Raw genomic sequence first — 12,185 nt, forward strand, 5'->3', positions numbered from 1 at the left:
GGGACAGAATGACAAACATTTTAATGACGTGTAAGTTATCGTTGTCCTTATGAGAATTTATATTACACGATCACGAATTCTTAAACATGAAAAAAGGGATAATCATTCTAGTCACAATTACATTACTCATTTCTTCCTTAGCTCTCGTACTCTCTAACGTTAACCATAGTGGTAAAAGCTATTTCAGCTCTTCCACTAACTCTTACAGTGCTCATTCTAATAGTTTCACCTCGTCATCTATTAGGATAAACTTAATGGAGTTTAACACTTCCTTCAGTTTGATAGGGGAAAAGGGACCAACTCTCGCCTACCCCATTGCGGAAGTTTACAGTACTCATAATTCCCTCCTTGCCTCTACTTTCCTCTGGAACATACAGAGTTCTGACGGAGTCGTGAACATGACTTTTAAAAACGGTATACTCAAAGTTTCAATAAACCTCACCAATTTCAAAAAAATACAAAACAATATCCCAGTAGACGGTTATCCAGGCTTAATGTACGGAAGGGAGGGCTGGTTCCCATTTTACGGCTCTACTATTCAATTACCTCAATTAACTCTACCCCAAAAGCTAGATTCTTTACCCAAATTTTACTCTGAGGTAGACTTCAAACTTTACAAGGTAAACGGGAGCATAGACGACTTCTCCTACGACATTTGGTTGACTCAAGACCCTAACGTGACCGTCTTGCAATATCCTTCCATTGAGGTCATGGTCTGGATGTATCATGAGGAGAACATTTCCAGTCAGTATTTTGTTAAGGTAGGTAACGTTACAGTCACAGCTATTATTAACGGTAGTATGGAAAACGTTATCTTCGATGTTTACGTCTTACCTCATACAGGCTCTAGTGACGGATGGATTGGTGTATACTACGTATCTCAAGAGCAGCTAGAAGGTGATATAACCCTACCGTTATCCTATTTAATAAAGCAGTCCGTCTACTTCGCAAGTAAAATCTTTCCATCTCTTTCCCCCAGTCAGTACTATTTAAACGCTATACAAGTTGGTATGGAATTTAACAACGACCCTCAAGGTAACGCTAATTTAGGGTATGAACTATACGGATGGTATTTAATATTTAACTCAACGGCAGGATCGTAAAATACCGGCTTTAGAGAGTTCGTGAAGAAATTTCTGTTTTTTCTTTATCAAACTGATAGGGGCAACTCATGGGGGATTGTTCAAGTTTAGCTATAATTTCCTCCTCACATATAGACAGAATGTTCATTACGGGTTTACAAAATGTCTCTCTCATGTTACTTTTTCATTCATCATCAGTGACTTTATACCTCCCGATATTAGAAGTCCCACTATTCCTATCATTTTAACGATATCCCCTAAAATTGACACTATTCCTAAATTTACAAGATATAATGGTAAACCAGCCGTAAATACTACAGAACGTTCAAGCTAGGGAAAGTGTAGCTGTTGATATCTCAAGTATGGCTGAGATTATTTTAGGAAAAGACGATGTCAATTACATTAGGATCCCAACCTGCCTTGATGAGGTATACCGCTGGAAGTCATTAGCTGAGAACCTCTAAAGGAAGTGCCCAAGGAGGTTGAAAGGACAATAAGAGAATCTTAGTATAGGATTCGTTCCTTCCACTAAAAGGCTAGGAGTATAATAGATCCTCGCTTGCAGGGAGGAAGTCAGTGAACTCCTGAACAAAAGGAAGCTTAGCATCAGATTTGAGTGAATTTATTAGAGTGAGTCAAAAATAATATCTTAATTTTAATCTAAAAAACTCCCATCAACCTTCAGCTTATGTAATAAAATTTTCCATCTCTCTTGCGATTGTTTCTGAATCTTTCAATGACGAGTATATTCAGAGTAGGTGGCTTTCCTTTTCCATAAGTACAAAAATAATGTATTCCTCATTATTCTAATAGCTTACCTCTCGCGTCATTCAGTACTTTCAAGTTTCTTTATCTAATCAATGTCTCGGATAGGAAGCAAAAGTCGTTATTTTTGACTCACAAGTGAATCAATTTTTCGTTATTTTTGACTCACAAGTGAATCAATTTTTCGTTATTTTTGACTCACAAGTGAATCATTTTTAAATCACTTCTCCTTATTTTTACATGTGGATAGAGAGAAAATAATACAAGCGTTGATAGACTGGAACTTCTGGTACAAATCTCAATTCACCGGTGTCCTCAGAGATTACACTGATAAAGTAATCCAAATACTAAAAGAAGGTATAGTTTGTGACCTAGTTGGGGTAAAGAGATCAGGTAAGTCCACTATCTTTAACCAAGTGGTAAAGAAACTAGTGGAGGAGGGCGTAAACCCTTTTCTCACCCTCATTATAAACTTTGAAGATCCGAGATTAGCGGAAATTAACGATGGGAAAAAGCTTTTTGACCTCCTTAACGTATATAAGGAAGAAACCGGAGTAAAAGGTAAGCCTTACATTTTCTTAGATGAAGTTCAAAGGGTAAAGGGATGGGAGGGATTTGTGAGGTCTTTAATAGATAGAAAAGAAGCTTTTATCTCCGTCTCAGGCTCAACGTCCAAAGTGAACAAAGGTAGAGTGAAAGAGGTGTTAGCGGGCAGGCACATCTCTCTAGAAGTATTACCCTTCTCTTTTAAGGAGTTCCTTAACTTTAAGGGAGTGAAAATAGAGAGACAATTAGACGCGATAGCAAGAAGTAGTGAGATAAAGTCCCTTTTTCAGGAATACCTTAAATTCGGCGGATTCCCTATGGTGGTTAACAGTGACGTAAAGGAGAAAGTATTGTTACAACTCTACGATGACATAATCAGTAAAGACGTAATAGAGGAGTGCAGCATTAAAAGGTCAGATAAACTGAGATCCTTAGCACTATTTTACATATCTAATGTAGGTAACAGAGTCTCCCTCAGGAGGGTGTCACGTGCCTTAGAAATCCCCCTGAGGACCGTAGAGAGGTTTACAGCCTGTATTGAGAACTCCATGTTAATACACTTTGTTAGACCTCTTTCCCCTTCCTTGTCTCAGATGGTAAAGGGAGAGAGAAAGGTGTATAGCGTTGATACCGGACTCTCAAACGTGGTAGGTTACAGACTGAATCAGAACTTAGGCTCACTTCTTGAGAATCTCGTCTATCTAGAGTTGAGGAGGCGTTATGGTGGTGAGTCTATCTACTATTATCACGGTAAAAACGAAGTGGACTTCTTAATATTACAGCAAAATGAGGTGACGGAAGCCTATCAAGTAACTTACACGTTAAACGATGAGAGGGAAATGAAGGGGATAAGGGAGGTGATGAAGAGAAAAAAGGTGAGAGCATATATTCTCACTTTTGATGACGAAGAAAGGATAGAAGAAAACGGAGTTAGAATAGTTAAAATATGGAAATGGGCTCTCGGTTTTTAGTCGATTTCTGAAATGGAGTAATCATGGTATCTAACTTCCTCCCTGCCAGCGAAGGTTTCCTCCTCATAGTTCCCACCATCGGTCCGAGACTAAACCAGTCCAGTAACTCATAGATCCTCCAATTTGGGATAGAGAGTGAACAGAGACTTTTATCGGCAAGTTACTTTGAAGAAATGCCGTTAATTGCCCCTTCCTCAATTGAGCTGGGGAGGAGTGTCATTAGCATCATTAAAAGAAAATTCGATAAAAGAAATAAGAGGAAAAAGATAATTAGTGAATTAAGTTACCACTACATAATGTTTTTAGCTATAACTGATCTCCTCCCCCAAAGGACGAGGCTTTCCGATATTTTGTAATGTTTTTTCACGTTTCTTTCTCTATAAATATACTCTCTTTTTCTATTTCCTTAAGGACTTCCCTTAGGCTAGAGTATTTTTCACTGATTTCATCGTAAGCGTTTCTCCTGTCTAACAGAACACCTCGAAGCCCGGCATTAACTGCACCTACCACATCAACTTCGTAAATATCTCCTATGTGAACAGCCATCTCTCTACCTTCAGGTATGGCTAGCTTAAATATCTCGGGATTAGGTTTTACCTTCCCTACTTCAAAGGAAAATACTACCTTGTCAAAGTATTTCCTCAGACCGAACGTCTCTAGGTGTTTCTTAGCCCTACCGTTATTTGCAGCATTACTTATGAGTACAGTCTTTAATCCTAAAGACTTGGCAGCCTCTAAAAACTCTATAACGTCATCATACATTAGAACTTCTTTTTCGGCTTTTCTCCTCGCTTCCTCAATTTTCTCTATGTCTCTGTCGCTTAATTTAAGCCCTAACTCGTTAAATATTTCTCTCAGCGAGGGTGTGTTATTTCCGTTCGGGTTAGGTTCTAATTTTTTACCTCTTATCTTAGCTGAAACCCTGAAGAGCTTTTTTGCAGGTATATTATAGCCTAAGTCTTTGAGCGCTTGTGATATTACTTCGTATCTCCACGGCTTGTTGTATATCAATGTGTCACCTAAATCCAGAGAGATTATTTTTATTTTCATTGGAAGTTCTAAAATTCATATCAGATAAAAAATTTTGTTAACTCTCATGTGAAGACTAAATAACTTTGTTGAACACTATTTGCTTAATAGAGAAAGTAAGGCATTAACATGCAGTAGATACAGTAAAAAGGGCGAAGATAATATATTATTTAGATTTAAAGACTCTATGACTCTAACCGTTAACACTTGTGTTATAGGTAGAAAAATTATATCTCTGATATTACTGATTTTGGATTATAAGTTTAGTAAAGGATTAATATTAAAAATTACAAAATCCTATGAAGCCTAAATATACACTCTACTTAATTTGAATAAAAAAAGTAGTAGTTTCGTGAGAACACGATCTAAAGAATGGATAAACCATAAATTTTGATAGTCATCACTTTCTTTATGGAGGTAGGTCGTAAATACAAACTATTTGCATTTTTAAACCTTTCAATCTCAATCTTGGTAATCACTATAGCATCAGTAGAAACTCATGTCTCATTTATCTTACCTCCCTTTTTGGCTACAGCTGCAACTAAGCTACCGGACCCAGCATGGAAGTTTCAGAGGAGTCTCGTGGTAATATCTTCCTATCTGCTTTCCGCAAGTGTGGGAGTGATCTTTGTGCCTCTAGGTTCGAGCATCTTTATAGCTGTCTTAGCGTCAATAATAGCCTATGGTATTGAATTACTTCTAGATATAGAACACCCACTGTCAATTCTGGCTACTTTTCTAGGAGTTTTAGAAAGGGTTTCGCCCATTTATATTTTACATCCTGTCATTGTAGGAGTACTCACTATTGAAGGGATTAATTACATGATCTCGAGGATAATGAAGGTGAGTATGAAATAAAAACAATTGGGGAGTGAGTTACAGAGGGTAAGTAAAACGCGATTTACCCTAGACTGAAGATAATTTGAAAGATATTTTTGAAGAGAAAGCTCGTTACTTAAAAATTCACCACTAGTTGGGTTGAGGAGAAGCTGATGGGACAAGAGGTCTTATTTCTCTCTACCCGACCTCTAACGTTGTACACTATGAATTCCTCATGTCCAGAAAAATGTAAGTCGAGCTTACGTTATTTAGAATCGATTTTACGATTCATCTTACAAATTATGAGAATTTCACTACTTCAGTTGTAAAAAGCTGAAATCCTTGAGGCTTATTGGCGAAAGAAATAACACTTTAGCTTCCTAATTTTTAATTAAAGACAACAAGAGGAGAGGCGGGCTACCGTAGTAATTGACAAGTAGCTTCTGAAACGTCCATGCCATAGCCTTTGTACTCCTCTACTATCTCATCCTTTACCTTCAGTCTGGCCAAAAAGTCAGCATTAGTATCTAATCGGAAAAATTAGCTGAGTGCCCTTTCTTCTAAGCCTTCACGAGATCTAGGTGACCTTCTTCCAACCCATTATCACTTACGCTCTCCCTGTCAATCAACAAAGAATTAGATACTTCAAGAGCAAAATTTTAAGCTTATCTTGACATGTAAGGCATTTTCGTTTACTGAGGAAAGTATAAACGAAACAAGTTATTGAAACACCTCTTATCTTTTATATCAGTTTAATTAATTTTTCTATATCTTTTTTAAGAACCTCAACTACTTCTTTCTGTAGCCTGGCCTCATGAAAACCTTCAATATGTAATATCCATGCAGATTTCCATAACGATCTTATATCAGAATAAATATTCTCAAGTTCATCGATAGCATCAAAGTAGAGCCTCGAGTTCCAATGTCCGATTTGATTCGCCTTAGAAATAGTCTTTATGGAATTCCTATACGATAGAATTTTTATTGCCTCTTCCGCCACCTTATAATATTTTTCACTAGCTTGGACAACATCGCCTTTCGAAAGTAACTCATCAGCTTCTTTCAATAATCTTTCTATTGAGTCTTTCGTCAGCAAGCTGAACTAACTTAACTATATCTTCCCTATATTTCTTTATCTGGCTAATGTCGAGATTAACCGTTATTAGTGCCACTGCAGAGCCCCAACTGTCCAGTACCCACTTACCAAATGTTGACGACAGTTTAAATACTGCTTTAATAACCGTCTCTGTATCCCAGTTCTTTCTCATAACTTCAGAGAGTATATCCCCCTCAAGACTAGCTAGAATTTTTATTGCCTCTTCTGCTGCCTTATAATATTTCTCACTTGCTTGGACAACTTCGCCTTTCGAAAGTAACTCATCAGCTTCTTCTAAATAAACATCAGCAGACGATTTCAGGAGTTGCATTATTATCAAATAATTTTTCTACATTCACACTAATAAGCCCTCAGGAGGCAAAACAAGTTTAGTGTTCACAACCTACCTCAAGCATTACCACGTGGTGTTTCCAGCGTTCATGCCACTCATCAGTTTTGAAACACGAGAGTAAAGTTCAACTCATCATCTTTTAAAATTCGTCGATGTTGAATTTATCCCTCCATTCCATGACTGCCAACCACTGTCAAAACGATATAGCCTAACTACCAAACAAACCAGTCTTTTCTTTAACACCCTTTCCTCTCCGTCGTGGAACGTGTGACGTAATTTTCCCAAAACAACATTGCCTTCACTTCAACCTCATTGAAACCAAACATCTGGTATAGAACAAGCTTATGAGGATAAGTTATGAGTACTTAAGATCAGTATATTGCTATCCCTCTTTATTCCACAATTACTAAATTTGAGTTGTAAAGGTATACTATTACCTCATAGAAAATCAATAATTCAATTAAAGAGATTTCTATAGGAATTTTACTAACGTCAACGTCGGGTATAAATAGTGTTACGTATCTCTTTTTAATTTTCGCCTCAGCAGATGAGACTATTTCTAGTAAACTTAATAGGTTTTCTCGTACTGCAGTCTATTTTTAATATCTACTTAAACTTTTTAATCTTCTCCTCATACTCTACACTGTTACATAAGGCGTATCATTTTTGCCATCTAGTAGCCTTACAAATAAGGTAACAGCTAGACCAGTTATGCAAAGAAAGTAGTCCTTACTCTTAACAGCATGTTACATGGTTAGAGATAATAACCTAATGCGAAGGGAACCCCTTTGATCACCATCAAAGGAAACAACTTAACCTTCTCTCCCAAAGTTAGTCCCGGCCTACTCCTCCTCTCGTAAATAAACCTTTCATACTCAGTCCCCCTTAATAATTTCGCGTTCTTCCCGTACTTATACCACTTCCTCATAAATCCCCACAAGGAATCGTCCTCAATGTGATAGACAGCATTAGGAATGAACTGAACCTTACCTTTATACAACTTCATAACGTTATAATAAATTACGCTGTCCTCAAAGGCGTTAAGCTTATCCTTAAGACTCGAAGGGATCATTTCGTAAGCCTTTAACAGCAACTGCCTATCATACATTCTGGGGATTATACCACCATTGAGTACTGTTAAATTTTCACTCCATTTCTTGTGTACTATTTCCCTATCCAGTATCATAAGCTTGTGAACAATCCCCTTTCCTACAGTTATCTCTCCTAGGGCAATTACCTTCTCCTCAAAGCCCTTAAAGTTCTCTGAAAAATACATATCAGAATCCAGGTTTACTACATAGTCACCGCTTGCAGCCTTAGCACCTTCAATTCTGCCAATTAACCTACTGCCCTTTACTTTGAGAACTTTCGCTCCCTCTTTCTCAGCGATTTCCACTGTTCTATCCGTAGAATATGAGTCAACAACTATTACCTCGTCAGCCACTCTAAGAGAGGAAACAACCGCGAGTCTAATAGTCCTCTCACTGTTAAGCGTTGGGATGACAACACTTATTTTCATAATTAGAAATTAGGGCTGAATAATTTTAGGTTTTGTGACAATAAGTAGAATACGTCAGTGAGTTTAACTACTACTGTAACTGCATACGACAAACAGTAGTGGGTAAAGGTGTCGGTGCTTATATATCTGAAGACGGTGAATTTACGGTTGAGGCAACTTTTTAAGTTTTAGCTAGAACTACGCCAATAAAAACTAGCAGTAATAACTTGTTATCTTGTTATTCTTTAATAAACTTCTTCAGCTAAATTATTACCTTTAATATCGAAATTACAAATTTCAACCTAGAGGGTAAAAACGATTGTATTAATTTCACATCATCAACAGTGAGTATTTTGAAGAACTTGAAAAGCAAGATAACGAATAATAGTAAAAGAAGGTCTAAATAAGGAGGGTCAATGAAAACCTCATATACTCCTATTAAAGGCATCATAGCTAACAATATACTTTCCTTTCTACCTAAAAGGAAGGTGGAAGCCCTTAAGGCATAAACTAATATAAAGGAAGAAGAAATTATAGAAACAATAACCTGAGAAATTGCACCACCAATTATTCCTATTCTAGGAATTAGAAGGTAAGAAGTTAATAAAACTAGACTGGCATTAAGCAAGGAAAGGACTAGAAAAGGTCTTAATGACTTCTTAGCTGCTATAATGAAATTTGTTAAGGAGATTACAGGGAAAGAAAGAGTTGTAGCTAAAAGGAGAAGGATTAAAACCCTAATACCAGCTTCATAATCTGGGAAAAATCTGTCTACTACTAAGATGGCAATAGGTATAGAAATAATGACAGATAGGAAGGAAATTAAAGATAATACGCGAAAAGAGATTGAAGACATCTTCTTTTCGTCACTTCCTAATGCCTTATAAAATGATGCCGTAGGTAATAGAACCCCTCCTAATGCACCTAAAACCATTGAAGGAACGCCAGCTACTAAGGCAGAAAATTGATACAAACCTAGATAGTAAGAGCCTAATAGATAAGCAGTAGTTATTCTATCACCTTGGGAAGAAAGAAAAGATGTTATAGAAGATAAGTAAAGAGGTAAGCCTTCCTTGAAATGTTTTAAAAGAAAGGCAAAGTCAAAAGAGGGTAAAAGGGTTCCAACTTTCCTGCTGAGAAAGGCATAATTCATAGAAACTGAAATGATTCCCCCTAAAATCCATATTTCAAGAAAGAGGTATATATTACGTGAGAGAACTGCGATTATTGATACTCCCCATCTTATAATGAGGAAAAGATTTCCAGTTATTGCAGACTCAGTGAACATGTCCATTCCTACCATTATTGCTATCATTACGGTGTTAAGTAAGTAAAGGAAGAGATAAGGAATTGCTAACTTAACGTAATTTGGAAAAAGAAGAAGAATAAGAAAAACTGGCAAAACTAGGAAAGGAAAAGAAAGGAACTTCTCTACTATCTTCTTATCTATCTCTTTCCTTGCGTAAAGGTAAGAGATCTCTCTGGTTATAATTTGAGTGGGGACAATGCAAAAGAAGGCAGAAGTTACTACTTCGAGGAGTTGAATTATTGCAACTTTTCCGAAAAATGCTGGGTTAGTGATCTTAGCTGTAATGATAAAGAAGATTAACGCAACTATGAGATTGGTGGTAGTGACACTAAGGGTCTTCAACGCGTTCTTTATGGGATTCATTCAGTTTAGTTCTTTGAAGAAAAAAATTAAAGCTTTATGATACTGCCACATCACAGAGTAAAAAAGAGTGATGTTTGTATCCTTAAGTGAGGTTTCTCGTTAACACATCATTTCTTTGATTTGAACATAGCAAGAGAGGGGAACTAAGAGAGAGGATGAAAATGAAGTATAGACTATCCTACTCGTAATATTAAAAGGAAGCGTAAGAGTATGAGACTTCTCTTATAACTAATTAGTAGGGAAGGATAGAGAGGAACGTCCCCATAATAGTCTCCGTTAGCTGGATTATTGCTATTTTTCCTACAAAATGTGGAGTGGTTAAGTGCCCAGCTATAAGAAAGAATACTAATGCGAGAACTGAGTTAAATAGCGTAGTAGAAAAGAATTTTAATGCCCCACTTAATGGATTCCATAATGTAAATATAGTGAGAATTTTTAAAAGTTTATGTTTAGAAAGTCTCGCGGAAATATTTATTCCAAAAAAATTAATTGCATTTTCACTAATACAACATCATTTGAGTTAAATTAGCCCATTATTATTCTTATATGCTTTCATAAGACCTGTAGATTTATTATCATATTCTACGGTAAACCCGACTCTTTTTAAAATATCCGGGAGGTCTTGAATTTGATTGTGATACTCTAAGATTATATTATCTATACGATTTAATATATCTTCTGGGAGATTCCTTAATACGTTATATTCACATCCTTCACAGTCCATCTTAAGTAAGAATATCTTGTTAATATTGTACTTTTGGATTATAGATGGCAAAGTTATTGTGGGAACTTTAATTTTCTGCTCAAATTTAATTCCTAGTTTTTCAACGTAAGGGGAAGGGTTAAAAGTATTCGCATTGGGATTTTCTGAGGATATTACAAAGTCAGTATATCCATCGTAGTCAGATAATGCATAGGGTAGCAATATTATCTTATGGTCAAGGTTATTAATCTTGATATTATATTCTCCGAGTTCATAAGATTCAGGGAAGGGTTCTAGTGCAATAACTTTTTCAGCCCCATTAATAGCAAAGAAAATAGAAGAGTCTGCATTAGAAGCTCCTACATCAATTATAACTCCTTTGAAAGCATTGCCATAAATCTTATCCTCATATATTTCAGTTATGTGTAAAATATCGGCTCCCTTTATAGTTCTGATCTTGAGGCAAAACTTCTTTACATAAAACTATACTATCGCTATCACATACTTCTTTAACTTTCCAGCCCTTCTGTAATAAACTTAAGAGTCCATACAGATCATATATATTCTTTATAAAAAACTTATGACCACTTTTTAACTCAACTTCTAAGGGGGTTAGCTCTTTACCACTTATTATATTGTATACAATAGTGGGACTGTTTTTGACAAACTTCATTAACGTGCGCAAAAAGCTTATGGAGTTTCTGAACTTCCTTATAACTCCCCTTGTCTTCATTTCTCATCCCTCCCCAAAGATGCTCCTATTAAATGCTTAATTTTAAAATGTATCAGTTTGTAGGATCCTTTGCTTAATATGTCTAAAAATACTTCTACGTCTTCTACTCCGTTAATATAGGTCTCATCAAATAGGACTCCACCTTTACTCATAATATAATGTGGACTTACTATTAAGAATTGTCCAAAAAAAAAGCCATGTTTCTCACAACCACAATTGGATTACATAATATATTAAAGAATTTTGAATATTTATAAACAAAGAATTTTATGCCAAATTTCTTTAGAATGTTAAATTCTTCTTTATTATTTTGTGAAAATTAATATATCTGATAAGAAGGAGAATTTACATAGATTGAATATTCCTGATCCACCTGCACCAACAAATGCACCGATCTTTTTGTTATCAATCTCCATGAGATATGAATACAGTTTCTTAATATCATCTTCAATGATTACGTCATTATAAGATACAATTATCCATACTGGGGTTATATTTTAAGGCTATTGAAACTCCTCTATTCACACTTCTAGCGTAATTGAAGTACTTGCCTTTGCTCTCCACTAGTATTGTATGAAAAATCTTTGAAGGAAAATATTATGTAAAGCAAAGGTTATTTTTCATGCTAAGGTTGAAGAACCCTTTGGAATTGCAATAGTCGAAGGAATGAGTGCCGGTGCAGTTCCTGTGGTTCATAAGAGTGGAGGTAGCTGGACTGATATAATAGAAGAAGGCAAATATGGGTATGGATACCTTACAGAGGAAGAAGCAGTAGAATTTTTGTATCAAGCTCTAAATAACGAGAGCTTAAGGAAAGAAGTAAAAGAAAGAGCTAAATTATTTAGTAGTAACAATTTTGAGGAAAAATTTCTTAAAATAACAAATCTCTGAATTTAAACTACATTTCGCACTTTCAGTT

Annotated in this window: 12 protein-coding genes and 2 pseudogenes; 5 read left to right on the forward strand and 9 right to left on the reverse strand. The window is 35.9% G+C overall.

Translation table 11 applies throughout. The annotated features are described in order from the left end of the window. Nucleotides 1-86: 86 nt before the first annotated feature. From D1868_RS06810 to D1868_RS06815, 3 genes and pseudogenes are all read left to right on the forward strand, one after another. Nucleotides 87-1,103, forward strand: a complete 1,017-nt coding sequence (locus tag D1868_RS06810; protein ID WP_156006804.1) for a GH12 family glycosyl hydrolase domain-containing protein — start codon at nucleotides 87-89, stop codon at nucleotides 1,101-1,103. Nucleotides 1,104-1,411: 308 nt separating this feature from the next. Then, nucleotides 1,412-1,611 (forward strand): annotated as a pseudogene (locus D1868_RS11335) (RNA-guided endonuclease TnpB family protein); the annotation flags it as partial. Between the two features lie 478 nt (nucleotides 1,612-2,089). Further along, complete coding sequence (locus D1868_RS06815) at nucleotides 2,090-3,364, forward strand: ATP-binding protein (RefSeq protein ID WP_156006806.1); 1,275 nt, start codon at nucleotides 2,090-2,092, stop codon at nucleotides 3,362-3,364. Between the two features lie 363 nt (nucleotides 3,365-3,727). Here D1868_RS06815 and D1868_RS06820 read toward each other — a convergent pair whose 3' ends face one another. Further along, entirely contained in the window at nucleotides 3,728-4,414 is a 687-nt protein-coding gene (locus tag D1868_RS06820; protein ID WP_156006808.1) for an HAD family hydrolase, read from the reverse strand. Nucleotides 4,415-4,804: 390 nt separating this feature from the next. On the opposite strand from D1868_RS06820, the gene D1868_RS06825 reads away from it, so the two are divergent. Continuing rightward, nucleotides 4,805-5,251, forward strand: coding sequence for an HPP family protein (locus tag D1868_RS06825; RefSeq protein WP_156006810.1), 447 nt, complete (start codon nucleotides 4,805-4,807; stop codon nucleotides 5,249-5,251). Between the two features lie 703 nt (nucleotides 5,252-5,954). Here the strand turns inward: D1868_RS06825 and D1868_RS06830 are convergent. The 8 genes and pseudogenes from D1868_RS06830 to D1868_RS06865 form a co-directional block, all read right to left on the reverse strand. Next, entirely contained in the window at nucleotides 5,955-6,278 is a 324-nt protein-coding gene (locus tag D1868_RS06830; RefSeq protein WP_156007978.1) for a PaREP1 family protein, read from the reverse strand. Then, nucleotides 6,265-6,639, reverse strand: coding sequence for a PaREP1 family protein (locus D1868_RS06835; RefSeq protein WP_156006812.1), 375 nt, complete (start codon nucleotides 6,637-6,639; stop codon nucleotides 6,265-6,267). Before D1868_RS06835 ends, D1868_RS06830 begins: the two co-directional genes overlap by 14 nt. A 775-nt stretch (nucleotides 6,640-7,414) precedes the next feature. Further along, a complete protein-coding gene (locus D1868_RS06840) occupies nucleotides 7,415-8,179 on the reverse strand; it encodes a glycosyltransferase (RefSeq protein WP_156006814.1) in 765 nt (254 codons plus the stop codon). A 241-nt stretch (nucleotides 8,180-8,420) separates the two neighbouring features. Beyond that, a complete protein-coding gene (locus D1868_RS06845; RefSeq protein WP_156006815.1) occupies nucleotides 8,421-9,830 on the reverse strand; it encodes an oligosaccharide flippase family protein in 1,410 nt (469 codons plus the stop codon). A gap of 141 nt (nucleotides 9,831-9,971) precedes the next feature. Then, nucleotides 9,972-10,254 (reverse strand): annotated as a pseudogene (locus tag D1868_RS11340) (oligosaccharide flippase family protein); the annotation flags it as partial. 96 nt (nucleotides 10,255-10,350) lie between these two features. Further along, complete coding sequence (locus tag D1868_RS06855; protein ID WP_338055778.1) at nucleotides 10,351-10,989, reverse strand: FkbM family methyltransferase; 639 nt, start codon at nucleotides 10,987-10,989, stop codon at nucleotides 10,351-10,353. Next, nucleotides 10,949-11,266, reverse strand: coding sequence for a hypothetical protein (locus D1868_RS06860; RefSeq protein ID WP_156006820.1), 318 nt, complete (start codon nucleotides 11,264-11,266; stop codon nucleotides 10,949-10,951). Before D1868_RS06860 ends, D1868_RS06855 begins: the two co-directional genes overlap by 41 nt. Next, nucleotides 11,263-11,418 carry a hypothetical protein gene (locus D1868_RS06865; protein ID WP_156006822.1) on the reverse strand — a complete coding sequence of 52 codons (156 nt, stop codon included), beginning with the start codon at nucleotides 11,416-11,418 and terminating at the stop codon, nucleotides 11,263-11,265. The genes D1868_RS06860 and D1868_RS06865 overlap by 4 nt, the downstream gene beginning before the upstream one ends. Before the next feature lie 442 nt (nucleotides 11,419-11,860). Here D1868_RS06865 and D1868_RS06870 point away from each other — a divergent pair, with 442 nt between their 5' ends. Further along, on the forward strand, nucleotides 11,861-12,157 hold the full coding sequence (locus D1868_RS06870) for a glycosyltransferase (RefSeq protein ID WP_156006824.1): 297 nt from the start codon (nucleotides 11,861-11,863) through the stop codon (nucleotides 12,155-12,157). The last annotated feature ends 28 nt before the right edge of the window (nucleotides 12,158-12,185 follow it).

The sequence above is a fragment of the Stygiolobus azoricus genome, assembly GCF_009729035.1.
Lineage (GTDB): Archaea > Thermoproteota > Thermoprotei_A > Sulfolobales > Sulfolobaceae > Stygiolobus > Stygiolobus azoricus.

Excerpts from the sequence above, each read along its gene's own strand:
- D1868_RS06810 (WP_156006804.1), top strand. The coding sequence starts at position 87 with ATGAAAAAAGGGATAATCATTCTAGTCACAATTACATTACTCATTTCT.
- D1868_RS06820 (WP_156006808.1), bottom strand. The coding sequence starts at position 4,414 with ATGAAAATAAAAATAATCTCTCTGGATTTAGGTGACACATTGATATAC.
- D1868_RS06825 (WP_156006810.1), top strand. The coding sequence starts at position 4,805 with ATGGAGGTAGGTCGTAAATACAAACTATTTGCATTTTTAAACCTTTCA.
- D1868_RS06835 (WP_156006812.1), bottom strand. The coding sequence starts at position 6,639 with ATGCAACTCCTGAAATCGTCTGCTGATGTTTATTTAGAAGAAGCTGAT.
- D1868_RS06840 (WP_156006814.1), bottom strand. The coding sequence starts at position 8,179 with ATGAAAATAAGTGTTGTCATCCCAACGCTTAACAGTGAGAGGACTATT.
- D1868_RS06845 (WP_156006815.1), bottom strand. The coding sequence starts at position 9,830 with ATGAATCCCATAAAGAACGCGTTGAAGACCCTTAGTGTCACTACCACC.
- D1868_RS06860 (WP_156006820.1), bottom strand. The coding sequence starts at position 11,266 with ATGAAGACAAGGGGAGTTATAAGGAAGTTCAGAAACTCCATAAGCTTT.
- D1868_RS06865 (WP_156006822.1), bottom strand. The coding sequence starts at position 11,418 with ATGAGTAAAGGTGGAGTCCTATTTGATGAGACCTATATTAACGGAGTA.